The organism is Streptomyces sp. NPDC001889 (assembly GCF_053594535.1).
Genome location: NZ_JBSFER010000020.1, coordinates 26,582 through 51,012, shown reverse-complemented (window position 1 = coordinate 51,012; position 24,431 = coordinate 26,582). Strand labels below are relative to the sequence as shown.

General features: G+C 73.9%; 21 protein-coding genes and 1 pseudogene. 9 read left to right on the top strand and 13 right to left on the bottom strand.

The features are described from left to right. The first annotated feature begins 292 nt into the window (after positions 1 to 292). Positions 293 to 1,309, top strand: a complete 1,017-nt coding sequence (locus ACWCRA_RS23380; RefSeq protein WP_451068507.1) for an alpha/beta fold hydrolase — start codon at positions 293 to 295, stop codon at positions 1,307 to 1,309. Between the two features lie 193 nt (positions 1,310 to 1,502). Here the strand turns inward: ACWCRA_RS23380 and ACWCRA_RS23375 are convergent, their stop codons facing one another. The 4 genes and pseudogenes from ACWCRA_RS23375 to ACWCRA_RS23360 form a co-directional block, all read right to left on the bottom strand. Beyond that, the gene (locus tag ACWCRA_RS23375) at positions 1,503 to 1,949 is read right to left on the bottom strand and encodes a subtilase-type protease inhibitor (protein WP_351559434.1); all 447 of its coding nucleotides are present in this window, start codon (positions 1,947 to 1,949) and stop codon (positions 1,503 to 1,505) included. Positions 1,950 to 2,238: 289 nt separating this feature from the next. Further along, entirely contained in the window at positions 2,239 to 3,876 is a 1,638-nt protein-coding gene (locus ACWCRA_RS23370) for a transporter (protein WP_451068558.1), read from the bottom strand. 266 nt (positions 3,877 to 4,142) lie between these two features. Next, a pseudogene (locus ACWCRA_RS23365) lies at positions 4,143 to 4,955 on the bottom strand (ABC transporter ATP-binding protein); the annotation flags it as partial. 88 nt (positions 4,956 to 5,043) lie between these two features. Next, positions 5,044 to 5,721, bottom strand: coding sequence for a bifunctional DNA primase/polymerase (locus tag ACWCRA_RS23360; RefSeq protein ID WP_351559438.1), 678 nt, complete (start codon positions 5,719 to 5,721; stop codon positions 5,044 to 5,046). Between the two features lie 331 nt (positions 5,722 to 6,052). On the opposite strand from ACWCRA_RS23360, the gene ACWCRA_RS23355 reads away from it, so the two are divergent. Further along, positions 6,053 to 7,435, top strand: a complete 1,383-nt coding sequence (locus tag ACWCRA_RS23355; protein ID WP_351559440.1) for a transcriptional regulator — start codon at positions 6,053 to 6,055, stop codon at positions 7,433 to 7,435. Positions 7,436 to 7,590: 155 nt separating this feature from the next. Then, positions 7,591 to 9,393, top strand: coding sequence for a hypothetical protein (locus tag ACWCRA_RS23350; RefSeq protein WP_451068506.1), 1,803 nt, complete (start codon positions 7,591 to 7,593; stop codon positions 9,391 to 9,393). A gap of 14 nt (positions 9,394 to 9,407) precedes the next feature. Here ACWCRA_RS23350 and ACWCRA_RS23345 read toward each other — a convergent pair whose 3' ends face one another. Continuing rightward, entirely contained in the window at positions 9,408 to 10,787 is a 1,380-nt protein-coding gene (locus ACWCRA_RS23345) for an ABC transporter substrate-binding protein (protein ID WP_451068505.1), read from the bottom strand. Between the two features lie 175 nt (positions 10,788 to 10,962). Between ACWCRA_RS23345 and ACWCRA_RS23340 the strand changes: the two genes are divergently transcribed. Continuing rightward, complete coding sequence (locus tag ACWCRA_RS23340) at positions 10,963 to 11,409, top strand: SCO4402 family protein (protein ID WP_451068504.1); 447 nt, start codon at positions 10,963 to 10,965, stop codon at positions 11,407 to 11,409. A 76-nt stretch (positions 11,410 to 11,485) separates the two neighbouring features. After that, positions 11,486 to 12,337 (top strand): formyltetrahydrofolate deformylase, encoded by an 852-nt coding sequence (gene purU / locus ACWCRA_RS23335; RefSeq protein ID WP_351559448.1) that lies wholly within the window; start codon positions 11,486 to 11,488, stop codon positions 12,335 to 12,337. A 132-nt stretch (positions 12,338 to 12,469) separates the two neighbouring features. Here the strand turns inward: purU and ACWCRA_RS23330 are convergent, their stop codons facing one another. Beyond that, a complete protein-coding gene (locus ACWCRA_RS23330; RefSeq protein ID WP_451068503.1) occupies positions 12,470 to 13,792 on the bottom strand; it encodes a maleylpyruvate isomerase N-terminal domain-containing protein in 1,323 nt (440 codons plus the stop codon). Beyond that, the gene (locus ACWCRA_RS23325) at positions 13,789 to 14,370 is read right to left on the bottom strand and encodes a sigma-70 family RNA polymerase sigma factor (RefSeq protein WP_351557407.1); all 582 of its coding nucleotides are present in this window, start codon (positions 14,368 to 14,370) and stop codon (positions 13,789 to 13,791) included. The genes ACWCRA_RS23330 and ACWCRA_RS23325 overlap by 4 nt, the downstream gene beginning before the upstream one ends. Positions 14,371 to 14,604: 234 nt before the next feature. Here ACWCRA_RS23325 and ACWCRA_RS23320 point away from each other — a divergent pair, with 234 nt between their 5' ends. Both ACWCRA_RS23320 and ACWCRA_RS23315 read left to right on the top strand, forming a co-directional pair. Next, complete coding sequence (locus ACWCRA_RS23320; RefSeq protein WP_351557409.1) at positions 14,605 to 14,979, top strand: STAS domain-containing protein; 375 nt, start codon at positions 14,605 to 14,607, stop codon at positions 14,977 to 14,979. Between the two features lie 78 nt (positions 14,980 to 15,057). Then, positions 15,058 to 15,573 carry an EF-hand domain-containing protein gene (locus ACWCRA_RS23315; RefSeq protein ID WP_351557411.1) on the top strand — a complete coding sequence of 172 codons (516 nt, stop codon included), beginning with the start codon at positions 15,058 to 15,060 and terminating at the stop codon, positions 15,571 to 15,573. Between the two features lie 54 nt (positions 15,574 to 15,627). Here the strand turns inward: ACWCRA_RS23315 and ACWCRA_RS23310 are convergent, their stop codons facing one another. From ACWCRA_RS23310 to ACWCRA_RS23285, 6 genes are all read right to left on the bottom strand, one after another. Further along, positions 15,628 to 16,140, bottom strand: a complete 513-nt coding sequence (locus tag ACWCRA_RS23310; protein ID WP_451068502.1) for a GNAT family N-acetyltransferase — start codon at positions 16,138 to 16,140, stop codon at positions 15,628 to 15,630. Between the two features lie 94 nt (positions 16,141 to 16,234). Further along, positions 16,235 to 17,185: an endonuclease/exonuclease/phosphatase family protein gene (locus ACWCRA_RS23305; RefSeq protein ID WP_451068501.1), complete on the bottom strand. Its 951-nt coding sequence runs from the start codon at positions 17,183 to 17,185 to the stop codon at positions 16,235 to 16,237. 168 nt (positions 17,186 to 17,353) lie between these two features. Further along, positions 17,354 to 18,607 carry a HAMP domain-containing sensor histidine kinase gene (locus tag ACWCRA_RS23300; RefSeq protein WP_351557419.1) on the bottom strand — a complete coding sequence of 418 codons (1,254 nt, stop codon included), beginning with the start codon at positions 18,605 to 18,607 and terminating at the stop codon, positions 17,354 to 17,356. A 3-nt stretch (positions 18,608 to 18,610) separates the two neighbouring features. Continuing rightward, the gene (gene cseB, locus ACWCRA_RS23295) at positions 18,611 to 19,360 is read right to left on the bottom strand and encodes a two-component system response regulator CseB (protein WP_351557506.1); all 750 of its coding nucleotides are present in this window, start codon (positions 19,358 to 19,360) and stop codon (positions 18,611 to 18,613) included. A gap of 105 nt (positions 19,361 to 19,465) precedes the next feature. Then, the gene (locus ACWCRA_RS23290) at positions 19,466 to 19,981 is read right to left on the bottom strand and encodes a MarR family winged helix-turn-helix transcriptional regulator (RefSeq protein WP_451068500.1); all 516 of its coding nucleotides are present in this window, start codon (positions 19,979 to 19,981) and stop codon (positions 19,466 to 19,468) included. Between the two features lie 456 nt (positions 19,982 to 20,437). Continuing rightward, positions 20,438 to 21,934 (bottom strand): class I adenylate-forming enzyme family protein, encoded by a 1,497-nt coding sequence (locus tag ACWCRA_RS23285; RefSeq protein WP_451068499.1) that lies wholly within the window; start codon positions 21,932 to 21,934, stop codon positions 20,438 to 20,440. A gap of 156 nt (positions 21,935 to 22,090) precedes the next feature. Between ACWCRA_RS23285 and ACWCRA_RS23280 the strand changes: the two genes are divergently transcribed. Beyond that, positions 22,091 to 23,305: an amidohydrolase family protein gene (locus ACWCRA_RS23280; RefSeq protein WP_351557427.1), complete on the top strand. Its 1,215-nt coding sequence runs from the start codon at positions 22,091 to 22,093 to the stop codon at positions 23,303 to 23,305. After that, positions 23,296 to 24,429: an acyl-CoA dehydrogenase family protein gene (locus ACWCRA_RS23275; RefSeq protein ID WP_351557430.1), complete on the top strand. Its 1,134-nt coding sequence runs from the start codon at positions 23,296 to 23,298 to the stop codon at positions 24,427 to 24,429. The genes ACWCRA_RS23280 and ACWCRA_RS23275 overlap by 10 nt, the downstream gene beginning before the upstream one ends. Positions 24,430 to 24,431 lie beyond the last annotated feature (2 nt).

Here is a 24,431-nt window from a genome sequence, read left to right as displayed (position 1 = left end):
CCGGTGCGTCCTTCCGCGCCTCCGCCCGCGACAGGAATGCCCCGGCGCCCTAGGGCGCCGGGGCCTGCCCTCCCCTGCACTGACCCGGAGCCCCGAGCTCCCAGGGTCATTCCCCACGGACCGTCTTCCCCGAGCGGCCCGCCTCCCGCAGGAGATCTCCCCCCACCGGCAGGAGTCATTCCTGATGAGCGGTCACTCAAACGAGGGGTGTTGTACGCCAGAACCGTGTATTCGAATGAGAGTTCGATAGGCTGAGTGGGTCGACCGGGGGAGAGAAGGGGGTGCCGGCCACATGGCGCGGCGCATCGATGTGACCGGAGCCGACGGCGTGCACCTGGCCGCCTGGGAATTCGCCGATCCGCTGAAGGGCAGCCGTGAGCCCCGGGCCGATCCCGGCTGCCCCCCGGCGGACGGAGCGCCGGGCGGGCCGCCGGCGGCGCCGGCGGGGTGCGGGCAGGGCGGGCCCGGAGCGGCCTCCGGCGAGCGGGGCGGGCCCGGGCCCGCCCCGGGGATGCTGCTGCTCCACGGCCTCATGGGATGCGCGGAGCACTGGGCCCCCGTGGCGGCCCGGCTGGCCGGCCGCCACCGGGTGGTCGCCCTCGACCAGCGCGGCCACGGCGCCAGCGAGAAGCCGCCCGAGGGTCCCTTCACCCGGGAGGCGTACATCGCCGACGCCGTCGCCGCGATCGAACAGCTGGACCTCGCCCCGGTGACCCTGGTCGGCCACTCGATGGGCGCGCTCACCGCCTGGCAGCTCGCCGCCCGCCGCCCCGACCTGGTCGGAGCGCTGATCATCTCCGATATGCGGGCCGCCGCGCTGGGGGCCGCGTCGCAGCGGGAGTGGGAGGCGTGGTTCCGTTCCTGGCCGCTGCCCTTCGCCTCGGTCGCCGAGGTCCACCGCTGGTTCGGCGCGGACGACCCGTGGGCCGAGCGGCCCACCCCCGCGCGCGGGGAGTTCTTCGCCCGGGTGATGGCCGAGGGCGAGGACGGCTGGCGCCCGGTCTTCTCCCGCCGCCAGATGCTCAGCTCCCGCGCCCCCTGGGTGCACGACGCCCACTGGGACCAGCTGGCCCAGGTCCCCTGCCCCGCCCTGGTGGTCCGGGGGCCGGATGGCGAGCTGGGCCGCGCGGAGGCCCAGGAGATGGTCAGAGTCCTCCCCCTCGGCCAGTACGCGGAGCTGGCGGAGGGCGGTCATCTGGCGCACTGCGACCGGCCGGAGGAGTGGTGCGCGGCGATCGAGCCCTTCCTCGCCGCCCTCCCCCGGGATCTGGCCCGCGACAGCGACGGCGTGCGGGCCACCGGCCCCTGACCCACCGGTGGCCCGCACGCCGTCATCCGCCGCCCGCCCCCACCGGACCCCCGGGGCCCTGCCCGGCCCCGTGAGCCCTGCCCGGCGCACCGGCGCCAAGCCGCACCGGCGGAAGCCGCGCCCGTGAGCGCATCGGCCGAGGCGGCACCGGCGCCAAGCCGCACCGGCGGCACCGGCACCGGCGGGAGCCGCCTCAGAAGGAGAAGAGCGCCCCGCCCAGGCTCGCTTCCCTCTCGCAGCCGTTGTTGTACGTGGCCGACCAGACGACGCGCTCGCCGCGCCACACGCCGTCGGCGGTGACGGTGACCGGGTCCCACTCGCGCGTACAGAGGGCCTGCGGCTGTGTCGACGGCAGGGCGGCGAAGTCGCCGTTCACGGCGCGGAGTTCGCCGCAGGCGTCGGCGGGCGAGGGGTGGGTGCCCTCGGCGCGCGGGGCGCAGCTGAGGGTGACCGCCCGCTGGACGGTCGACTCGGCCGCCGATGTGCCCTTGCCGATGCCGAGGACCAGCGCGGAGGGCGCGTACAGCCCGGCGTGGGAGGCGGGCCGCTCGGTGGGCTCGGCGGCCCGCGCCGAGGCCGCCACGGCCCCGCCGAGGGCCAGGGCCGCCGCGACGGCGATCGTGCTGCGTACGGAACGCATCGGTGGAACTCCTTCGCTCTGAGGGTGATTGCGCTGGGGAGTCTTGCGTAAGCGCACGGTGAGCGCACGTCGATCGCCGCTTTCCGGCCGTGTCCACGGAAACAGGGGTGACCGAATGGTCGTTTGGGCTGTTCGGCCCGGGTGCCGGACGCCCCCGAGAGGCGTCCGGCATATGGACAATCTTGAGTGGTTCACTTCGAAACAACCGGTTGAGCTGGGAAGACGATCCAGCGGTACGTTTCTTCAGCCACCCGGCATCGACGGGAAACCACTCACAGCGAGCCCCGGATCATCCCTTGCTGACCGCCGCCAGGATCTCCGGCAGCCGGTTCGCCGTCTGCGGAGCGGCGATCCGCAGACCGGCCCAGCCGATCAGCGGCCCGTACACCGCGCCGGCCGGCAGCAGCAGCCACAGGCCCGCGTGCGCGTCCGTCAGATGCATCCAGACCGCCGCGGCGATCAGCGGGGCGCAGAGCACCGCCGCGATCACCATCCCGCCGAGGATCGACATCCAGGCGAGCCCCGCCTGCCCCGGCACGACGTTCTTGTACGCGCTGTCCTGCGGGATCGAGTACGCGAACCGGGCCGAGGCCACCGCCCCCGTCCCCAGCATCGCGCCCAGCAGCGCCAGCGAGATCCCCAGCGCGGGCGCCAGCCCCCGCCAGTCGTCCACCACGGCCGCGACGACGACATTGACGAGGACGGTGTACGGGAGGGTGATGGCCAGCAGCGCCAGCGCCCGCCCCCGCAGCTCCGCGAGGGCGTCCCCGGTCGAGGAGATGGTCTGCGCGACCATCCAGAAGGCGGAGGTGTCCTGCCCGAACTGGTTGTACATCTGGATGCCCATCATCCCGGCGGCGAAGCTCGCGAAGTAGACCGAGCCCATCCCCTGGTAGGCGTTGAACAGCGGTACGAGCAGCCCGATCACGAGACCGGAGACCCAGGCGGCCCTGGTCTTCGGGTCCCGCCACACATAGAGCAGGGTGCGCCGAGCCACGGTGCCGGTGCGCCCCTCGGGCAGCAGCCGGTGCGGCCCGCCCGGGAACCTCCCGCGGGCGGACGGCTTCCCGGCGGCGCCGAGCGTCGAGCCGTCGGGGGTGGTCATCAGGGTGGTCAGGCTCCGCCGCCAGGACCACAGCAGGGCGTACAGGGCCCCGGCCGAGAGCGCGAGCTGGGCGAGGGCCATGGCGTGCGCGCCCTCGCTCACGGAGTCGATCGCGCCGATCGCGGCGGCCGGCGGCAGCCACCGCACGACCTCGGCCGCGGGCTCCAGCGCGGACACCCCGCCCGCCCGGCCGAGCCGCTGGGCGCCGAAGTTCACCAACTGGAACCCGATCGCGACCACCAGACCGCTCAGCAGCGCCAGATCGCGGCCCTTGCGGGAGGTGAGCAGCCGGATGTTGCCCGCCGCGACGGCCCGCGCCAGGGCCACGCACACCAGCAGCGCCAGCGGCACGGCGATCAGCGACACCAGCACGGCGGCCGTGCCGTGCGCGAGGGCGAGGGCCGAGCCGGTCAGCAGGCAGAGCGCGAACAGCGGCCCGATGCCGGCCAGGGACGCCGTCAGCAGCGCCGAGACCAGCGGGCGCGGGCGCAGCGGCAGCATCACCAGCCGGGTCGGGTCCAGCGTCTCGTCCCCGCCCGGGAAGAACAGCGGCATCACGGCCCAGCCGAGCGCCAGCACCCCGGCCAGCAGCACGGCGACGGTCGCCGCCTGGTCGCTGCCGCGCAGCAGGACGAGCCCGAGGAGCTGGAGGGCGGCGACCAGCAGGGTGAGCACCAGGGAGATCACGAAGACGGTGGTGCGGGTGGCGGACTGGCGCAGTCCGTTGCGGAGCAGCGACAGCTTGAGCCGCAGGAAGATCACGGTCAGCCGTCCCGTGCTCACGGCGCCGGGCCCACCGCCCGCCGCGCCGGCACCGGACACGGGGTACGGGGGCGAGGAGGCGCGGTCCGCCCCGGCGGCCACGCTCACCGCACACCACCGGAAGCGGAACCGGGAGCCGGACCCGAAGCAGAGCCCGGGGCCGGACCGGAAGCGGAATCCGAAACGGAATCTGCGGCCGGACCCGAAACGGAATCTGCGGCCGGACCCGAAGCGGAGCCTGCGGCCGGACCCGGAACAGAACCCCCGGCCGGACCCGCGACGGAACCCGCGCCGGAGCCCGGACCCGACGTGGAGGGGGAGCCCACGCCGAGCCAGTCCAGCGCCTCATGGTCCGCCCGGCCGCTCGCGCCGACCAGCTCCAGGAACGCGCTCTGGAGCGAGGGCGCGCCGCCCCGCACCTCGGCGAGCGGCCCCTGGGCCCGGATGCGGCCCGCCGCCATCACGGCGACCCAGTCGCACAGCGACTCCACCAGCTCCATCACATGACTGGAGAAGACCACGGTCGCCCCCGACGCGGTGTACCGCTCCAGCACACCCCGGATCGTCTGCGCCGAGACCGGGTCGACTCCCTCGAACGGCTCGTCCAGGAAGAGCACTTCCGGATTGTGCAGCAGCGCCGACGCCAGCCCGATCTTCTTCCGCATCCCGGTCGAGTAGTCCACGACCAGCTTGTGCTGCGAGCCCGCGAGATCCAGTACGTCCAGAAGCTGAGCGGCCCGCTTGTCGACCTCGGCGCCCGGCAGCCCGCGCAGCCGCCCGCTGTAGGCGAGCAGTTCCCGCCCCGAGAGCCGCTCGAAGAGCCGCAGTCCCTCCGGCAGCACGCCGATCCTGGACTTCACCCCGACCGGGTCCCGCCAGACGTCGTGCCCGGCGACCTCCACCCGGCCCTGGTCCGGGCGGAGCAGACCCGTCACCATCGAGAGGGTCGTCGTCTTGCCCGCGCCGTTCGGCCCGACCAGTCCGATGAATCTGCCCGCGGGCAGCGTGAGATCGACCCCGGAGACGGCGATCTGGTCGCCGAACCGCTTCCACAGGCCCTCCACGCGAACGGCGGGCGGCGCAGTCTCTGCCCCGCCCGCACCTGTGCCCCCGGCCTCTGTCGCCCGGTTGTCCGGCATGGTGATGCCTGCCTTTCGGTGTCCCGTTCATCCCGCGCCATCTTGGTATGTACGCGTCTGTGTACGGTCCACCTTATGGAGGCACCGGCTAAGCGCCCCGGGTGCGGGCCGCCACCGCGTCCCGTCCGCAGGCGTACGCCAAGGGGCTGATCAGCTCCTCCGCGTCCGGCAGCCACCGGTTGGCGCTGGTGGGCTTGCGCGCCCACTGCACCGCCCCCCGGCCGCCGACCCGGGTCGGCGGGGCCGCGACGTACTGCCCCTCGCCCCGGGCGGTCAGATCCAGCGCGCTGGGCGCCCAGCCCAGACCGCGGATCAGATCCGGCGCCTTGGCCACCGCGCCCGGCAGCACGAAGAACAGCATCCGCCGGTCCGGGGTGCAGGCCACCGGGCCGAGCGGCAGCTCCATCCGCTCCAGCCGGGCCAGCGCCAGAAAGCCCGCCGACTCGGCGACATCGAGGACGTCGAACGTGCGGCCCGTCGGCAGCAGGATCGACGCCGTGGGGTTCCTGCCCCACTGCCGGCGGGCGGCGGTGGCGCTGCCCGTCGCCTGGCTCGCCCAGTCCGGCTTCGCCGCGTGGGCGCCCGGTGCCGCGCAGGCGGTGTCGCCGCAGGAGCAGTGCTCCCTGCCGTCGGCAGCCTCCAGCCAGGTGCCGGGGAACACGTCCCAGTGCCGCTCCTCCGCGTATCGCACCGCATGGTCCAGCAGTTGTTCACCTCTCTGCTGGGGGATCTCCGCGGATTCTCTGACTCCGATGGTCTCTTCCACGACCACTCAACTCCCACCGTCACCTTGAGTTACGGGCACCCTACGGCCCGCCCCGCGATCATGATCCCGCATATGGGGCGCATCGATGCACGGATGGGGGCGCGCACGGGGACGGGCCCCCGTGGCGGGTAGCTACGTGTACAAGAGGGACGGGATGTCGCCTGCGCCGGAGCACATGCGAAGACGGTACGAGGGCTGGGCGAGAACCTCCGTGAGCGGCCGACGCCGGCAGCGCTTTGGAAAAAACAGACCAAGTCCGTCAATTCTGCATTCTCCGCATACAGCCGGGCAATGATCCCTGCGTGGATCACCGCGGCCTCAGGGGGTATTCATGGCAGCCAGGCCTCTCGTCGCCCGACAGCCGAACGAACGGTTGCAGGCGCTCATCCAGGAAGCCGGGTGTTCCAACGCCGGCCTCGCCCGTCGCGTCAACATGGTCGGCGCGGAGCGCGGTTTGGACCTGCGCTACGACAAGACATCGGTGGCCCGCTGGCTGCGCGGACAGCAGCCGCGCGGGCGGGCGCCCGGCATCATCGCCGAGGCGCTGGGCCGCAAACTCGGCCGTACCGTCACGATCGACGAGATCGGGATGGCCAACGGCAAGAACCTCGCGTCGGGCGTCGGGCTCCAGTTCTCGCCGACCGTCCTCGGCGCGATCGAGCAGGTCTGCGAGTTGTGGCGGAGCGATGTGGGCCGCCGCGACTTCCTGTCGGGCACCTCGGTCGCGGCCTCCGCGCTCGTGGAGCCCAGCCGCGACTGGCTGATCACCGGAGCGGACTCCCAGGTGGCGCGGACGGCGGGCTCCCGGGTCGGCGTCTGCGACGTCGAGGCGGTCCGGGCGATGACCGCGGCGCTCACCGATCTGGACCACCGCTTCGGCAGCGGACACGTCCGCCCGGTCGTCGTCCACTATCTGAACTCGGTGGTCTCCGGGCTGCTCTCGGGCTCCTACCGGGAGCACGTCGGCCGGGAGCTGTTCGCGGCCGTCGCCCGGCTCACCGAGCTGGCGGGGTACATGGCCGTCGACACGGGACAGCCGGGGCTCGCCCAGCGCTACTACATCCAGGCGCTGCGGCTGGCGCAGGCCGCCGGCGACCGCGGTTACGGCGGATATGTGCTGGCCGCCTCCATGAGCCATCTCGCGGCCCAGCTCGGCAATCCGCGGGAGATCGCCCAACTGGCCCGCGCCGCCCAGGAAGGGGCCCGGGGGCAGGTGACCCCGCGCGCGGAGTCGATGTTCCTGGCCGCCGAGGCGCGCGGGCACGCCCTCCTCGGGGACTCCCGCACCTGCCACGCCGTCGCGGGCCGGGCGATCGCCGCCCTGGAGCGGGCCGAGCCGGAGACGGGCGACGACCCGGCCTGGATCACCCACTTCGACCACGCCTACCTCGCGGACGAACTGGCGCACTGCTACCGCGACCTGGGCCAGGCGGAGGCCTCGGCGCACCACGCGGCACAGGCGCTCGACGGGCATCCGGAGTCCCGCGCCCGGCGGCGGGCGATCGGGCTCGTGCTGCTGGCCACGGCCCAGGTGCAGCAGCGCGAGGTGGAGCAGGCCTGCCACACGGGCACGCGCGCCGTGGAGCTGCTGGCCCGGCTGCGCTCCAGCCGGGGCGCGGAGTATCTGGAGGAGTTCCAGCAGCGCCTGGAGCCGTACGCGGACGAGCCGGCGGTCCGCGAGTTCGCCGCCCGGGTGGAGCTCCAGGCCGCCTGAGCGTCGCCGGTCGGGCGTGAGGACCGTCACAGACCTGCTCCCAACAGCGGCTTGTGGGGGCTTGTCCGCCCTGGTCCGAGGCGGGTGTGCGGCGGGACCCGAGGTACCCGGTAGCGTGAACCGACGTTCCCGTAGGTCCACATGGAGGAGTCCTGGTGACGCACAGCGGACAGGGTGACGACCGGCTCCCCGCCGCCCGGCCGGCGCACGAGGGTGTCGTACTGCCGTCCGACGGCTCCGAGCCGTGGCCGCCCCGGGCCCCGGGCGAGCGCCCGGCCCCGGCGCCCGGCGCGCCGTGGGCCGCCGCGCCGCCGCAGGCCCCCGTGCCGGAGCCGCCGCAGCCCTCCGTGCCGCAGCCGCCCCAGGGAGCGCCCGACTGGTACGGCGTGCGGTCCCAGCCGCTGCCCCCGCAGGCGCCGCCGGGGATGCCCGCCGGGGGCGCGTCGGACCGTACGCAGTACCTGCCGCCGGTCCAGGGCGCGGCGGAGAGCACGCAGTACCCGCCGCCGGTGCAGGGAGCCGCCGACAGCACGCAGTACCTGCCGCCGGTCCAGGACGCGACCCAGGTGATCCCGCCCGTCCCGCCGGAGCCCTCGGACGCGGCGCGGTACCCGGCCGGCCACGGCTTCCCGGACGCGACCCAGGTGATACCGCCGGTCGGACCGGGCCCGCTGCCGCCGGTGCAGGGAGCCGCCGACAGCACGCACTACCCGCCGCCGGCCCAGGGCGCGGCGGAGAGCACGCAGTACCCGCCGCCGGTCCAGGGCGCGGCGGAGAGCGCCCCGTACCCGCCGCCGGTGCGGGGAGCCGCCGACAGCACGCAGTACCTGCCGCCGGTCCAGGACGCGACCCGGGTGATCCCGCCCGTCCCGCCGGAGCCCTCGGACGCGACGCAGGTCATCCCTCCCGTCGGCGCCGGGGCGCTGCCGCCCGAGAGCGTGGCCGGGCCGCCGGCGCACCGCGGCGCCCACCGCCGCCAGGACGGCCCGCCCGGCCACCGGAGCCAGGAGACCCCGCCGGTCCCGCCGCCGCCTCCGGGAGCGCCGTACGGCATCCGTCCCGGGGCACCCGGTGACCGGCAGCCGCCCGCCGAGTTCGACAACCTCTTCCGCTCCGCCGCCGCTCCGGCGGCGGGCCCCCCGCCCGGCGGACAGCAGCCGTATCAGCAGCACCCCCAGCAGCCCCAGCACCAGCAGCCGCCCCACTTCCCGCCCGCCCCGCAGCCGGGCAGCGGCGGCGGGGGCGGGGGCTCCCACCGCCGTGCCCCGCAGCAGCAGCCGCAGAGCCCCGGCGCGCCCCGCCGCCGGAAGTCCTCCGGGATGCCGCTGATCGCCGCCGTGGTGGTCGGCTGCGCGGTCCTCGGCCTCGGCGTCGGCGCCCTGGTGTTCGGGGGCGGCGACGGCGGGAAGAAGGACCCCGGTACGGGGGCGAACGCGGCGGCCACCTCCGCCGCGCCCAGCCCCAGCGCCAGCGCCCCCGCCCCGGCGCCGCCCGCCGACGACCCGGTGAAGACCCAGGCGAAGGCCCTCGACAAGCTCCTCGCCGACAGCAACAACAGCCGTGACGCGGTGATCCGCTCGGTGGCGAACATCCGCCGGTGCGCGAACCTCGGCCAGGCGGCGGCGGATCTGCGGGACGCGGCCGAGCAGCGCCGCTCCCTGGTCACCCGGCTGTCGGGGCTGGACGTCGGCAAGCTCCCCGAGCACGAGGATCTCTCCGAGTCGCTCACCGACGCCTGGCGGGCGTCGGCGGCGGCGGACGACCACTACGCGGCCTGGGCCGACCAGGTGGGCGGCAAGAAGGGCTGCAAGGGCGGCAAGGCCCGTACCACCAAGCGCGCGGCCCAGGGCAACGCCGCCAGCGGCGAGGCCACCGAGGCCAAGCAGGAGGCGTCGGAGCTCTGGAACCCGATCGCCACCGCCCACGGCCTCCCCCAGCGCCGCAGCCACCAGCTCTGACCCCGGCGGCTCCCTCAGTTCACCAGGGACACCGAATCGGTCAGTGTCTCGCTGACGTCGACGAACCCCTCGCGCTGCGCCACCAGCCGGCCGTCGCGGACCTCCTGGAAGGTCACGCGCGGATTGACGATCCGGGGGAAGCCGGGGATGCCCAGCATGTCCCGGTACTCCCAGCGCAGTTCGGGGGTGAGCCCGCCGGTCGTCACCCGGACCCCGTCGTCCAGGGCGTCGGCGACCCGGCGCGCGGTGATCTCGTCGCCGTCCAGCGACTCCACGACGGTACGGAGGACGGTGTACGCGATCCAGGTGGTCTGCACCCCCGGATCGGCCGGGTCGACCCGGTTGTCCCCGAAGGCGTGCTCGTCGATCACCCGCTTCATCCCGGCCCAGCGCTCGTCCCCGGAGTCGGGGTACCAGCCGGTGACGAAGGCGCCCTCGAAGGGGCCGTTCCGGCCGCCCGTGCGGTTGATCAGCGGCTGGCCGACGCTGCCGAGCACGGAGGAGACCCTGACCCGCGCCTCGTCGTCGGGCAGCCGGCGGAAGGAGTCGAAGAAGGTCTCGGTGCGGTCGCCGAGCGCGGCGGTGACACAGCCGGGCCGCTCCTCCTCCCCGGAGCCCGGCCCCGCCCCGGAGCCCGGCCCCGCGGGACCCCCGGGCGGGGCGCCCGCCTCGGCGCGGGCCCGCCGTGCGGCCTCGGTGTAGTCGGTCGCGTCCTCGGGGGCGAGCACATCGGTGGTCGGGGTGTCCCCCTCGGCGAGGCCCGCGTTCAGCAGCCGGGGCAGCCGGTCCCCGGTGATGGAGTCGGGCCGTACCAGCGCGACCCGCCGGCAGACGTCCGCGAGCTGGATGCCGTGCCCGGCGAGCAGGGCCGGCTGGCCGCCGTTGACCGGGTAGGAGAGATAGCTGTCGAACTCCTCGTCCGAGATCCCGAACCCGCCGATGAAGGGGATTCCCGCGGCCTCCAGCGGCGGCAGGAAGGCGTCGCCGTGCTGGCTGTACGAGCCGACGACCGCCACCGCCTCCTCCCTGACCGCCTGCCGGGCGCAGTCGGACGCCCCCTTGGCGGTGTTCCGCTCATTGCAGGTGATGACCTGGAGCCGCCGCCCGTCGAGTCCGCCCCGGGAGTTCACCCAGCGGGCGTACGCATGCGCCATCGCGGGCATTCCCGGCATATTGGTCGCCTGGGTCTTCTCCGGCGCGAAGGTCATCACCTTCAGCGGCCCGGGGCCGCCCCCGCCCACCCCGGGGACCACCCCGCAGCCCGAGACCGCCAGTGCCCCGGCCACCGAGGCCGCGAGGACGGCCCCCGGCACACCGCGCGGGGCCCGGGCCCGGGGTCCGTTCCCCGAGGGGCGGAGGGAGCGGGGGAAGGTCGTGCGTCGGCTGCGGGTCATGACCCGTCACCCTTCCGCCACCGGGTAACGGCGGAGTGTGCGGCCGTCAACACCGGGTGACGGACAGGTGAATTGCGGGGGGCCCGCGGACCGCGCCGCCGAGGAACGTACGATCGACGGCGTGCACCAGCAAGGACCGGTCCCCTCTTCCCGTCGTGGGCGTCGCTCATCCACCATGGGCGGTATGCCACTCAACGACATGCCGTGGTGGCGCTGGCGCGCGCAGGTGCGCTCCGCGCTTCACATGCTCTCCGACCCCGCGTTCCAGCAGGAGGCCTGGCTCACCGGCCTGGAGGGGTACGGAGATGTGACCGACGCCGTCTACCGGCTGGTCGAGGACACCTGGCTGGACAACTGGTCCGCCGAGAAGTACGTCGGCACGATCTTCCGCGACTCGGGCGAGGCGGCGCTGGTCGATGTCGCCGTGCTCCGGGTGCTGCGGATCATGCACCAGGTCGGGGCGGACGCCCATGTCTCGGCCTATATGGCACACCACGGCTGGCCGGAGGCGGTCCGGGCCTGCCGCGACGCCCATATACGGCTGGCGGCCGGCGACGGCGACGACCCGGACGCGCCGCCGCGCTCGCTCGATGTGCTGCGGATCATGACCCGTACGGCCTGAGGCCCCGGGTCCGTACGGCACGACCGCGTCGTGGACGCCGCCCGGCCCGGCGCGCCGGATATGGCACCCTACGAGGATGACCGACCAGTACGTCCTGACCCTCGCCTGCCCGGACAAACAGGGCATCGTCCACGCCGTGTCGAGCTATCTCTTCATCACCGGCTGCAACATCGAGGACAGTCAGCAGTTCGGGGACCAGGACACGGGTCTGTTCTTCATGCGTGTCCACTTCTCCGCCGAGGCCCCGGTGACCGTCGACAAGCTGCGGGCCAGCTTCGCCGCCGTGGGCGACTCCTTCCAGATGGACTGGCAGATCCATCTCGCCGAGGAGCCGATGCGGATCGTCCTGATGGTCAGCAGATTCGGCCACTGCCTCAACGATCTGCTCTTCCGCTCCTCCATCGGCGCCCTGCCGGTCGAGATCGCCGCCGTCGTCTCCAACCACACCGACTTCGCCGAGCTGGTCTCCTCGTACAACATCCCCTTCCGCCATATTCCGGTCACCCGTGAGAACAAGCCGCAGGCCGAGGCCGAGCTGCTGGAGCTGGTGCGCGCGGAGCGGGTGGAGCTGGTGGTGCTCGCCCGCTACATGCAGGTGCTCTCGGACGGTCTCTGCCGGGAGCTGAGCGGCCGGATCATCAATATCCACCACTCCTTCCTGCCGAGCTTCAAGGGTGCCAAGCCCTACCACCAGGCGCACGCGCGCGGGGTGAAGCTGATCGGCGCGACGGCGCACTATGTGACGGCCGACCTCGACGAGGGCCCGATCATCGAGCAGGAGGTCGAGCGGGTGGGCCACGGGGTGACGCCGGAGCAGCTGGTGGCGGTGGGCCGCGATGTGGAGTGCCAGGCGCTGGCGCGCGCGGTGAAGTGGCACGCCGAGCACCGGATTCTGCTCAATGGGCGCCGTACGGTCGTCTTCGACTGACGCGGACCTCGAACGGCGGTACGGTCGGGGCCACGGCCGGCGGGCGCCGGCCGTGGCCGGGACCGCCGTGCGGCGGGGGCGTGCGGGCCCCCGCCGCACGGCTTCCGTCCCCGCTCCTCGTGTGCCGCCGGGCTACACCCGGCTCAGGGAAGCGGCGGCGAAGAGCACATCCCTGATCGCCTCCCGGTCGCCGTCCTGTCCGGCCGCGGCCTCCTCCGGCGGAACATGCCCCGCCACCAGCTGGCAGAACTCCACCCGGTCCAGCGCGACTTGCGCCACCGTGAGATCGGGCGAGCCCAGCGCCGCCGGGGAGTCGAGCGGGATGTACCAGTCCCCGCCGCCCGCGCCCTCGATCTCCAGATGCAGCGAACGGCCCGGGGAACCGGCCGTGACCAGGTGCTTCGCCGGTCCCGCGAGCCCCGCGCGGCGGCGCCCGGCGAGGGCCGCGGGCAGCAGCCGGGCCGACAGGTCGACCATCCGGTGCAGATGGGAGCCGCGCGGTGGATCGTACGGATAGTCCACCGCGTCCGCGATGTCGTCCGCGTGCATCCAGCACTCGAAGGCCCGGTCCAGCAGCGCGTCGCGCAGCGGCAGCGAGAAGTCCCCGTAGGAGACGGACAGCTCGGCGACGCCCCGGCCCGCGAAGGACACCGTGCGGATCAGGGCGTGGCTCTGGTCCCGCCACGGTTCGTGGACCTCGTGCCCCGCCGCCGTGCGGACCTCGGTCCGCCAGTACCGCTCCGTGCGCTCCTCCGGGGTGGCCGGGGCGTCCCGGCCGAGTGGGTCGTCGAGTCCGAGCGCGCCGGCGACCAGTCCGTCCACGCTGGTCAGATGGCCGATGACACCGGCGACGGAGGTCTCGCGGGAGACCGGGTCGCGGCCGTCGAACCACTTCAGCCGCACCGGCCGCCGCCACTCCGACGCGCCGATGTCCCGCAGCAGGGCATCGAGCCGGGCGGTCTCCGCGTCATAGGGAGCCGCCCACTCCGGCACCGGGATACGGGCGGGCCGGCGGCCGAGGCAGTTCTCCAGCACCCGGAAGCGCAGCAGCGGATCGAGGTCGAGATCGCGCTCGGTGTGCAGCAGCGCGACCGCGTCCCGCAGCCGCAGGGCCTCGTCCGCGCAGGGCGCGCACTCCCCGAGGTGCAGCTCGACCTGGGCCGTCTCCTCGGTGGAACAGGCGGACAGCGCCCACGCCCCGAGCAGGGACTTGAGGACGCTGTGGGACGGGGCCGGGGACGGGGTCCCGGCGTCACCGCCGGGTGGTACGGGCATATCGGCCTCGTGCGGGGTGGTCGCGGGGTACTGCCGCGGCGGGTCCGTCCGGCCGCGCGGTTCGAGGTCGTCGGCCGCCGCGCGCGGCCCCGGTATGCGCGGCGCGCCCTGCCGGCCGCCGCCCTCGGGGCGGTGCCGGCCGCCGTCGTGGCTCTCGCCCGGGGGCTCGTCCCCGCTCACAGCGAGCGTCCGCAACCGGGTGGCGCGGAGCCCTCCAGCGGCCGGGTGTGCGCGGTGGAGAGCAGCTGGAGGCCGAGCCGCAGCCGGCGCCGGGCCTCGTCCTCGCTCACCCCGAGGTCCTCGGCGGTCTGCCGGTAGTCCCGGCGGCCGTGGTACGCCAGTTCCAGCGCGGCCCGCAGGGGCGCGGGCATCGAGGTGACGATGTAGTCGGCCCGCGCCGCGACGGCGGCCCGGCGCACCTTCTGCTCCAGCTCCTCCGGCGAACCGCCGCTCCCGCCGTCGCCGCCGGCCGACTCGCTCTGGCGCAGCCGGTGCACGGCCTGGCTGTTGGTGAGCTTGGCGACCCAGGAGCGCATCGAGCCCTGCTTGGGGTCGTAGGCGTCGGGGTTCTCCCAGATGTAGCCGAAGACCTCGCGGGTCACCTGGTCCGCCGCCTCGTCGTCGTCGAGCACCCGGTGGGCCAGCATGTGCACGAGCGAGGCGAATCGGTCGTACAGCTCCCCGAGGGCCGCTGCCTCTCCGCGCGCCAGGCGCTGCTGCATCCTGCGGTCCCAGCGCGGCGGTGTTTCCTTTGCCATACGGCCCCCAACCCCGAACCCGTGCCCTGCGTAGTGCTCCTGTGCCTCTGCGTGGATGTTCCCTCCCGCCGAATGTAATGCGCGAGGGGACCCGTGCACGCCCCTTTGCTTCAAGTGCGCCCCCAGGGGAAGGCCGACATGGTAGGGGAGCGGTACCCCCGGAGGAATCTGCCACAGCCATGGGGTTTTATGCATGACTAGTGGGGAAAGTGCGCCTAATGAGGAGGTTTGGTGGTGACGCTCACCGTGAACGAGGTCCGGCGGGGCGGCTGGACCGTGCTGCACATCAGGGGTGAGCTGGACCTGGTGTCCTCACCGGAGGTCCGCCGCCAGGTGCACGCGGCGGTGGCCGAGGGGCACCGGGACGTGGTGCTGGACCTGTCCGGGGTGCGGTTCTGCGACTCCAGCGGAGTGGGTGTGCTGATAGCCGCCCGCCGGCTGCTCCAGTCCTGCGGCGGCAGACTCCGGCTGATCCTGCCCGCGCGCGGCGCGGTGGAGGGCTCCCATGTGAACCGGGTCCTCGGCGCCCTCGGCGTCCGCCGGCTCTTCGAGGTGTACGCGGACGCGGGCGCGGCGACGGCCGAGGGATCGGAGGCGCTCCCGGCGTGAGCCGCCCCGGACCCGATCGTTCCGGTGAATTGGCGGGTACTTGCACGCGTCAGCGGTCGGGGGCCGTACGCTCCCCGCATGGACAGCGCAGAGTACGAGCGCAAGATCGCGTCTCGCTTCGCCGCCTTTGACCAGGACGGCAATGGCTATATCGACCGGCAGGACTTCAGCGGCGCCGCCGCCGCACTGCTCAACGAGTTCTCCACCACCGCGCGCTGCGAGAAGGGCCAGGCGCTGTACATCGGCGCCGAGGCGTTCTGGCAGGGCATGGCGGGGATCGCCGATGTGGACGGCGATCAGCGGGTCTCCCGCCAGGAGTTCATCACCGGCGCGGTGAAGCGGCTCCGGGACAACCCCCAGAGATTCGCCGAGATCGCCCGTCCCTTCCTGCACGCGGTGATCGCCATCGCGGACGAGGACGGCTCCGGGGCGACCCCGTCGGCGGTGGAGCGGGTGCTGCGGGTGCTGGGCGTGGAGGCGTCCCCGGCGTCGGCCATCGCGCGGTCGCTGGACACGGACGGGGACGGCCGGATCAGCGAGGAGGAGGTCCTGTCGGCGTTCGCCGCGTACTACGTGACCCCCGAACACCCCTGACGGACCCGGACCGGCTGCCGTGCCCGGGGGGCCGTTCCGCCCGCCCGGGCACGCTCAGCGCACCAGTTCGTCCGCGAGCAGATCCATCAGCAGCCCGTCGTGCCAGGTGCCGTCCGCGCGGCGCTCGTACCGCCGCATGACGCCGACGGCCCGGAAGCCCGCCTTCTCGTAACAGCGGATCGCCACCGCGTTGTCGGCCGCCGGGTCGATGGTGAGGCGGTGGTGGCCGTGGTCGTCGACGAGATGCGCGGCGAGCGTGCGCACGGTGTCGGTGCCGAGCCCCCGGCCGTGCACGGCCGGGTCGAGGAAGAGATCCATCCCCGCGTGCCGGTAGTCCGGCTCCTCCTCCGCGTGCCACTGGATCATCCCCGCGATCCGCCCCTCGTGCTCGACGGTCAGATGGTGGGTGTCCGGGTCGCGGAGGTCCTCGGCGATCTCCGCCGCCAGATCCTCCCCGCCCTGCCACACGGCCCGCACCTCGGGTTTCGCCCGGATCGCGGCGAGGGCGGGGATGTCGTCCGGGACGGTGGGGCGGAGGGCGACGGCGTCACCCTGGAGCACGGTCATGCGTCCGAACGTACGGGAGAGCCGCCCGCGCGGGCGAGGGGAATACGGCACGGCGCGGCCCCCGTCCGCGCCGTGCCCGGCCCCTCAGAGGGCGTCAGAGGGCGAAGGACGCGCTCACCGGCAGATGGTCGCTCCCCGTCTTCGGGAGGGTCCGGGCGGAGACCGGGGCGATTCCGCGGGCGAGGATGTGATCGATGCGGGCCATCGGGAAGCGGGCGGGCCAGGTGAAGCCGAAGCCGTCGCCGGCGCTCTCCTGGGCGGAGGTCCAGCCCCGCCGCAGCGGGGCCAGGGCGCGGTCGTGCGGGGTGCCGTTGAAGTCGCCGAGCAGAAGGGTCCGTTCCGTGGCGCCGCGGGCGACGGCCTCGGTGAGGAGGGCGGCGGCGGTGTCGCGGCGGTCGGTGGTGAAGCCGGACTCCGGGGTGACGCGGACCGAGGCGAGATGCGCCACGAACACGGTGACCGGGCCCTTCGGGGTGGTGAGGGTGGCGCGCAGGGCGCGGGGCCAGGGCATGATGTCGACGGGGGCGGACGAGGTCATCCCGTAGGTGCTCCACAGGCCCACCCCGCCCTGGACCGTGTGGTGGCGGTAGCGGGACGGCAGGGCCCGGCGGAACGGCTCCCGGGCGGCGTCCGACAGCTCCTGGACCGCGATCACCTGGGCGCCGGTCGCCGCGAGGGCGCGGGCGGTGGCGGCCGGGTCCGGGTTGGAGGCGCCGACGTTGTGGCTGACGACGGTCAGCTCCCCGCCCCGCTCCCGCTTGTCGGTCAGCTCCTCGCCGAACAGGGCGAGCCAGGCCAGCGCCGGAAGCAGGGCCGCGCCGGCGGCGAGCGGGGCGCGGCGGACGAGCGCCAGCAGGAGCAGCGGCCCGGCCGCCAGCGCGGACCAGGGCAGAAAGGTCTCCACGAGACTGCCGGAGTTCCCGGCGCCGTTGGGCAGCAGGGGGTGGGCGAGCAGGGCCGCCGCGTACAGCACGCAGAGGACCGCCGTGCGGCGCCCCCTGCGCCAGTCGATCGCGGGACGGTCCGCCTCGGTGCGGTCGTTCATGGCTGCCTCCGGAGGACTGGCGCGCGGAAGTGCGCACGTCCGCCACTCTCCGCGCGGGGTGTCTCCGCCTTCCGGAGCCCGTCCGTCCGTTACTGCTCGGCCGTGTGTCCGCCGTGTATCGCCGTGTGCCGCCGTGTATCGCCGTGTATCGCCGTGTGCCGCCGTGCGTCAGAGGCGGAGTACGGCCTCGGCGCCGCCGCCCTCCGCGTTGGCGAAGTGGAGCGTCGCCCCGATGACCCCGGCCTGGCCCAGCGCGATCGTCAGCCCCAGTCCGTGGCCGTGGCCGCGTTCCGAGGCCCCGGTGCGGAACCGCTGGGGCCCGTCCGCCAGCAGGGACGCGGGGAAACCCGGGCCGTGGTCGCGCACCACCACGTTCCGGCCGTCCACCCGGACCTCGACGGGCGCGCTGCCGTGGCGGTGCGCGTTGAGGACCAGATTGGTGATGATGCGGTCCAGCCGGCGCGGGTCGGTCGAGATCTGCTCATCGCTGACGATCACCGTCCGGGTCTCATGGCCGGTCCGGAGCACCGACGCCTCGACGACACGGCCCACCGGCACCGGACGGGCGTCCGGCGCCTCCGCCCCCGCGTCCAGCCGGGAGATCTCCAGCAGGTCCTCGACCAGCCCCCGCAGCACCCGCACCCGGTCCCGTACCAGCTCGGTCGCCCTGCCGTCGGGCAACAGCTCGGTGGAGGTGACCAGGCCCATCAGCGGGGTGCGCAGCTCATGGGCGACATCGGCGGTGAACCGCTGCTCGGTGCGGAGGCGCTCCTGGAGGGAGTGGGCCATGGAGTCGACCGCCTCCGCGATCTCGGTGACCTCGTCGCCGCGCCGTCCGCCCGCTCCGGTACGGGCGCCCAGTTCGCCGTCCGCGATGCGCCGGGCGGTCCGTGCCACCCGCCGCAGCCGGCGGTTGAGCAGCTCGGTGAGGACCAGGGAGAGCGGGACGATCACGGCGAGGGTCGCCGCCGAGACCTTCACGCTGGTGCGGTCCAGGGCGGCCAGCTCCAGCTCCTCGGTGCTCATGCTCATCGCGACGGAGATCACCTGGCCGTCCACGGTCTGCGCGGCCCACATCCACGGGCCCGTGCGGCTCTCCGTGTCGTACCAGGTGGCGGGCCGGCCGGAGGAGTCCACCCGGGCGAGCAGCTCGGGCGGCAGCTCCGCCGGGTCGGTCAGATACTCCGACGAGTCCGCTCCGGAGCCCCGCTCGTACTCCCTCACCCCGGTCTCCAGCTCCTCCAGGGCCCTGCCGATTCCCTCCCGCTGGAAGCGGTCGGCGGTGGCCCGGTGGACGAGGACGCCCACGGCCAGGGCCACGCCGCAGGACGCCGTGACCACCAGGGCGGCGATCTTCCACCGCAGCGATCTCCAGTTCCACAGGCTCCGCAGGGCGCCGGCCGCCGTGCTTCTCGCGTCCACGGGTCAGCGCCGCAGCTTGTAGCCGAAGCCGCGGACCGTCTCGACGCGGTCCGCGCCGATCTTCCGGCGGAGCCGCTGCACACACAGGTCGACGACCCGGCTGTCACCGTCCCAGCCGTAGTCCCAGACATTGCGCAGCAGCGTCTGCCGCTCCAGGACGACCCCGGGGTGCGCGGCGAACTCCAGCAGCAGCCGCAGCTCGGTCGGGGCGAGGGCGACGGGCTCCCCGCCCCGGAACACCTCCAGACCGCGGGTGTCCACGGTCAGATCGCCGAAGACGAGCCGGTCCGGGCCGGTGCCGGGGGCCGGCCGCCCGGGGCCGGAGGGGGCCGGGGCGGGGGTGAAGGTGGCGCGCCGGAGCAGGGCGCGGATACGGGCCACCAGCACCGGGGTGTCGACGGGCTTCACCACGTAGTCGTCGGCGCCCGCCTCCAGGCCCAGCACGACGTCCAGGGAGTCGCCCCGGGCGGACATCATCAGGACGGGGGTCTGGCTGGTCTCCCGGACCTTGCGGCACAGGCCGACGCCGTCCAGCTCCGGGAGCATCACATCCAGCAGCAGCAGGTCGGGGGCGTGCTCGCGGAACAGCTCCAGCCCGGTGAGGCCGTCGGCGGCGGACCGCATCCGGTAGCCGTAGCGCTCCAGGGCCATGGAGACGGCGGTGCGGATCACCTCGTCGTCCTCGACCAGGAGGATGGCGGGGGGCTGCTCGGACCCATCCGGTTCTGCGGTCACTTCGGGCCTTCCCCACATTCGACGCATGTCACCGATTACTCATACTGCTCACTCATACTGCCCTGCCGGGCCGGACGGGCTCACTGTGGGGCAGACACCCATCCGTCGCGTTGAGGTCGTGTATCAGTTCTGTACGGGCGGCCCGGAGCCCTCCGCGTTGGTGATCATCCGGCGGAGGACCCGGAGGGCGGCGACGTACTCCTCGTCCGTGACGCCCTCGTGGACTTCGGCCCGCACCTCGGTCACCAGCTCCCTGATCCGGGCCTTGGCCGCCCGGCCCGCATCGGTGAGGCCGAGGCGGTCGCCGGGGCCGGGGCCGGCGGTGAGCCACCCCCGGTGGAGGAGCTGGTCGATGACGCGGGAGATCTCGTGCGGGCCGTCGGCGGTGGGGGTGAGCTGGGCGATGACCTGGTCGCGGGTCGGGAGGCCGCCGGGGGCGTCCACGCGGTTCATCGTCTGCCACTGGGGCTGGGTGACATCGACCCGGGCGAGCGCGGCCCGGAGCCGCGTGGTGACGGCCCGGTGCGCCCGCCCGGTCCAGTAGCCGACGGGCTGGGTGGTGAGGGCGTCGTCGGGGGCGAAGGGATCGGCGGGGGAGGGGGTGACGGGGATGACGGGGGTGACGGGGGAGGAGGGCATGGGGGCCTCGCGGTGGGGTGGGGTGGATGGTGGTGGTGGTGAGGCTAGGAGGTCAACCGCGCTTGAGGTCAAGGGGGGGTGCGGGGTGCGGGGTCCTGTGGCGCGGGGGCCGTCCTCAGGCTCAGCTGCCTCTGGGAGGTGCGCCCAGCGGGGCTGGGGTTGCTCGGCCTCTCCGGCGAGCTGAGGTGCGAAATCCAGCCTCTCCGGCGTTTGAGGAGCGGGGGTTCGGGGGCTGGTCCCCGACGGTGGCCCGCGGGGTGCGGGGTCCTGTGGCACAGGGTCCGTCCTCAAACGCCGGACGGGCTGGGTTGGTGCGGGTGTCCTGTGGTGCGGGGTCCGTCCTCAAACGCCGGACGGGCTGGGTTGGTGCGGGTCTCCTGTGGCGCGGGGGCCGTCCTCAAGCTTGCCCGGAGGTGGACCCGGGCGGGCCGGGGCGGGTCCCGGGGGGTGGGGTGGTCAGGTGAAGAGGGTGCGGAGGTGGTGTTTCCGGACCTTGCGGAGCGTCTCCCCGCGCGGCAGCTCCTCCACCACCTCCAGCTGCTCCGGCAGCTTGTGCACCGACAGCCCCCGCGCCAGCAAATGCGCCGTCACATCCGCCAGCACCAGCACCCCCGCCCCCGGCGCCCGCTCCACCACCGCGCAGACCCGCTCCCCCCGCTCCGCGTCCGGCAGTCCGATCACCGCCGCCTCGGCGATCCCCGGGTGCGTGTGCAGCAGCGCCTCGATCTCCTGGGCCGAGATGTTCTCGCCCTTGCGGATGATGATGTCCTTGAGGCGCCCGGTGAGCACCAGATGCCCCTCGGGCGTGAGCCGTCCGAGGTCCCCGGTCCGCAGGAACCCCTCCTCGTCGAAGGCCGCCGCCGTCTGCTCCGGGTCCAGATACCCCTGGCAGACCGCCTCCCCCCGCAGCCGCACCTCCCCGTCCACGATCCGGATCTCCATCCCGGCCGGCGGACGCCCCTCCGTCCCGGCGAGGTTCTCGGGGGTGTCGTCCGGGGAGCCCATGGTGATCATGGGCACCTCGGTCATGCCGTACCCGTGGGTGAGCGCGCACCCCATCTCGCGCACGACGTCGTGGTACAGCTCCGGCGGCTTCGGGGCGCCCCCGCCCGCGAGCAGCCGCAGCGAGGGGATCAGCCTGCGGCCCGGCTGTCTGCGCTGCTCGGCGAGGAACATCGAGTAGAACGCGGTGGAGCCGCCCGCCACGGTCACCCCGTGCGCGCGGTAGGCGTCCAGCGCGCCCGGGAGCGCGAAGTGCTCGAAGAGGACCGCGGGTATCCCGTACAGCAGCAGCATCACCAGATAGTCCGCGCCGCCGATATGGGCGTACGGGAAGGCGATGGAGCCGATGTCGTCCTCGGCGAGCCGCAGGGCGTGGGCGAGGCACGAGCCGCCGGCGATCAGTGAGCGGTCGGTGTGGCGCACGCCCTTGGGATCGGCCGTGGTGCCGGAGGTCCAGTAGATCCAGCGGACGTCCGTGCCCGAGTCCGGGGGGCCGGGGAGCGTCGCGGGATCGCCGTCGGGCAGGGTGCCGTACGCCTCGAAGACACCGGGCGCTCCGACGCGCCCGGCCATCGCGGTGTGGTCGTGGCCGCGCCAGGTGCCGGGCACGGCGAAGTGCCCGGCGGCCGAGGCGCGCAGGGCGAAGGCCACGTCCCGGTCGCGGCAGTGGGGGATGACGGGGGACTGCACCGCGCCGATGCGGGCCAGCGCGAGGGAGAGCAGGACCGTCTCGATCCGGGTCGGCAGCTGCCAGGCGACGACGGTCCCGGGGCGCACCCCCCGCGCGCACAGTCCGGCGGCCACCCGCTCGGCCCGGTCGTGCAGCTCCCCGAAGGTGAGGACCCGGTTGTCCTGGAGGAGCGCGGGCCGGCCGGGCGTGCGGCGGGCCCGGCGGCGCAGCAGCTCCCAGAGCGTCGGCGCCTCTCCCAGTGCGTGCGCGGTCGCGTTCACGGGCCGCCTCCCCGGTCGCCAGCGTATGTGACGATGCGTCAGATGATGGCGAGAGCGTAGGGCTCCGGCGCTTGTCGGTCCAGGGGTGCGGGGCTAGCCTGCTATCTGACGGGCCATCAGATCGGTTGGGTCGCGGGCACGGCGGAGGGGAACACCATGGCCGAACTACCTCGGATCGTCAGCGTCGACGACCATGTCATCGAACCGGCGCACCTCTTCGCGACCTGGCTCCCGGCGAAGTACCGGGAGAGGGGACCCCAGCCGCTCACCGCGGGCATCGGCGAACTCGCCTACATCGGCGGCAAGTACCGCGTCACCATGGACCCCGAGGGCCCGCCCGCCGACTGGTGGATCTACGAGGACCTCCGCTTCCCCTACAAACGGAACATCGCCGCCGTCGGCTTCGACCGCGACGACATGACCCTGGAGGGCATCACCCGCGCCGAGATGCGCCCCGGCTGCTGGGACCCGGCCGCCCGGCTGAAGGACATGGACCTCAACCATGTGGAAGCCTCCCTCTGCTTCCCCACCTTCCCCCGGTTCTGCGGCCAGACCTTCGCCGAGGCCCAGGACAAGGAGGTCGCCCTCGCCTGCGTCCGCGCCTACAACGACTGGATGGTCGAGGAGTGGTGCGGCGACAGCGGCGGCCGGCTCATCCCGCTCTGCATCATCCCGCTCTGGGACATCGGCCTCGCCGTCGCCGAGGTCGAACGGAACGCGGCGCGCGGGGTGCGGGCGGTGACCTTCTCCGAGATCCCCACCCACCTCGGGCTGCCCTCGATCCACTCCGGCCACTGGGACCCCTTCTTCGCCGTCTGCCAGGAGACCGGAACCGTGGTCAACATGCACATCGGCTCCTCCTCCCAGATGCCCGCCGCCTCCCCGGACGCCCCGCCCGCCGTGCAGGCCGCGCTCAGCTTCAACAACGCCATGGCCTCGATGATGGACTTCCTCTTCAGCGGCGTCCTGGTGAGGTTCCCCCGGCTCAAGCTCGCCTACAGCGAGGGCCAGATGGGCTGGATTCCGTACGCCCTGGAACGCGCCGACGACGTGTGGCGCGAGCACCGGGCCTGGGGCGGGGTCCGGGAGACCGTCCCCGAGCCGCCGTCGGTCTACTACTACCGGCAGATGTTCTGCTGCTTCTTCCGCGACAAGCACGGCATCGCCGCCCTCGACGCCGTCGGCCGCGACAACGCCACCTTCGAGACCGACTATCCGCATGTGGACTCCACCTTCCCGGACACCAAGCAGGTGGCGCTCGACCATGTGCGGGGGCTGGACGACGAGACCGTCTACAAACTCATGCGCGGGAACGCCATCCGCATGCTCGGCCTCGATCTGGACCGGGGGCCGGACCCGCGGTGGACCTGACGTACACGCGGGAGGAAGAGGAGTTCAGGTCCCGGCTGCGCGCCTGGCTCGCCCGCACCCTCCCCGCGCTCCCCGGCCCGCCCGCGCCCGGCGACTGGCCGGGCCGCCGCGCGTACGACACCGGCTGGCAGCGCAGGCTGTACGAGGCCGGATACGGAGGTGTGCACTGGGACGCGCCCCCCACCCAGCGGCTGATCTTCCTGGAGGAGACCGAGCGCGCGGGCGCCCCCTATGTCGGGGCCAACTTCGTCGGGCTGCTGCACGCCGGGCCGACCATCGCCGCCGAGGGCACCCCCGGGCAGCGCGAGCGCTGGCTCGGGCCCATCCTGCGCGGCGAGTCCCTCTGGTGCCAGGGCTTCTCCGAGCCGGACGCGGGCTCGGACCTCGCGTCCCTGCGGACCCGGGCGGTGCGCGACGGCGACATGTACACCGTCACCGGCTCCAAGCTCTGGACCTCGCACGCGGAGGTCGCCGACTGGTGCGAACTCCTCGTCCGCACCGGCCCGGCCGAGCCGGGGCACCGGGGGATCTCCTGGCTCGCCCTGCCCATGGACGCCCCCGGTGTCACCGTCCGGCCGCTGCGGACGCTGGCCGGCTCCACCGAGTTCGCCGAGGTCTTCCTCGACGAGGTGCGCGTCCCGGTGGCGAACCGGATCGGCGCGGAGAACGACGGCTGGCGGGTGACGATGGTGACGCTCTCCTTCGAGCGGGGCACCGCCTTCGTCGGCGAGGTCGTCGCCTGCCGCCGCACCCTCGGGCTGCTGGCCGCCGCCGCCCGGGAGAACGGGCGCTGGGACGACCCCGCCGTGCGGCGCGCCCTCGGCCGGCTGAACGCCGAATTCCGGGCGCTGTGGCGGCTGATCCAGTGGAATGTGAGCGAGGCCCGGCACACCGGCGGGGTCCCCGGCACCGGCGGCTCCGTCTTCAAGCTGCGCTACTCCCACGCCCGTCAGGAGCTGTACGAGACGGCTGCCGGGGTCCTGGGGGACGGCGCGCTCGATCTGGACCGGGAGTGGACGGCGGACCGGCTCTCCTCCCTCTCGTACACCATCGCCGCCGGCACCTCCGAGATCCAGCGGAACATCATCGCCGAGCGGATTCTCGGCCTGCCGAAGGGGGGCTGACC

What these genes read in the sequence shown, in the direction of transcription:
- ACWCRA_RS23310 (WP_451068502.1), bottom strand. Translation starts at nt 16,140, where the DNA reads ATGACCGTGCTCCAGGGTGACGCCGTCGCCCTCCGCCCCACCGTCCCG.
- ACWCRA_RS23340 (WP_451068504.1), top strand. Translation starts at nt 10,963, where the DNA reads ATGGGCGGTATGCCACTCAACGACATGCCGTGGTGGCGCTGGCGCGCG.
- ACWCRA_RS23280 (WP_351557427.1), top strand. Translation starts at nt 22,091, where the DNA reads ATGGCCGAACTACCTCGGATCGTCAGCGTCGACGACCATGTCATCGAA.
- purU (WP_351559448.1), top strand. Translation starts at nt 11,486, where the DNA reads ATGACCGACCAGTACGTCCTGACCCTCGCCTGCCCGGACAAACAGGGC.
- ACWCRA_RS23375 (WP_351559434.1), bottom strand. Translation starts at nt 1,949, where the DNA reads ATGCGTTCCGTACGCAGCACGATCGCCGTCGCGGCGGCCCTGGCCCTC.
- cseB (WP_351557506.1), bottom strand. Translation starts at nt 19,360, where the DNA reads ATGTGGGGAAGGCCCGAAGTGACCGCAGAACCGGATGGGTCCGAGCAG.
- ACWCRA_RS23345 (WP_451068505.1), bottom strand. Translation starts at nt 10,787, where the DNA reads ATGACCCGCAGCCGACGCACGACCTTCCCCCGCTCCCTCCGCCCCTCG.
- ACWCRA_RS23325 (WP_351557407.1), bottom strand. Translation starts at nt 14,370, where the DNA reads ATGGCAAAGGAAACACCGCCGCGCTGGGACCGCAGGATGCAGCAGCGC.
- ACWCRA_RS23315 (WP_351557411.1), top strand. Translation starts at nt 15,058, where the DNA reads ATGGACAGCGCAGAGTACGAGCGCAAGATCGCGTCTCGCTTCGCCGCC.
- ACWCRA_RS23290 (WP_451068500.1), bottom strand. Translation starts at nt 19,981, where the DNA reads ATGCCCTCCTCCCCCGTCACCCCCGTCATCCCCGTCACCCCCTCCCCC.
- ACWCRA_RS23355 (WP_351559440.1), top strand. Translation starts at nt 6,053, where the DNA reads ATGGCAGCCAGGCCTCTCGTCGCCCGACAGCCGAACGAACGGTTGCAG.
- ACWCRA_RS23380 (WP_451068507.1), top strand. Translation starts at nt 293, where the DNA reads ATGGCGCGGCGCATCGATGTGACCGGAGCCGACGGCGTGCACCTGGCC.
- ACWCRA_RS23305 (WP_451068501.1), bottom strand. Translation starts at nt 17,185, where the DNA reads ATGAACGACCGCACCGAGGCGGACCGTCCCGCGATCGACTGGCGCAGG.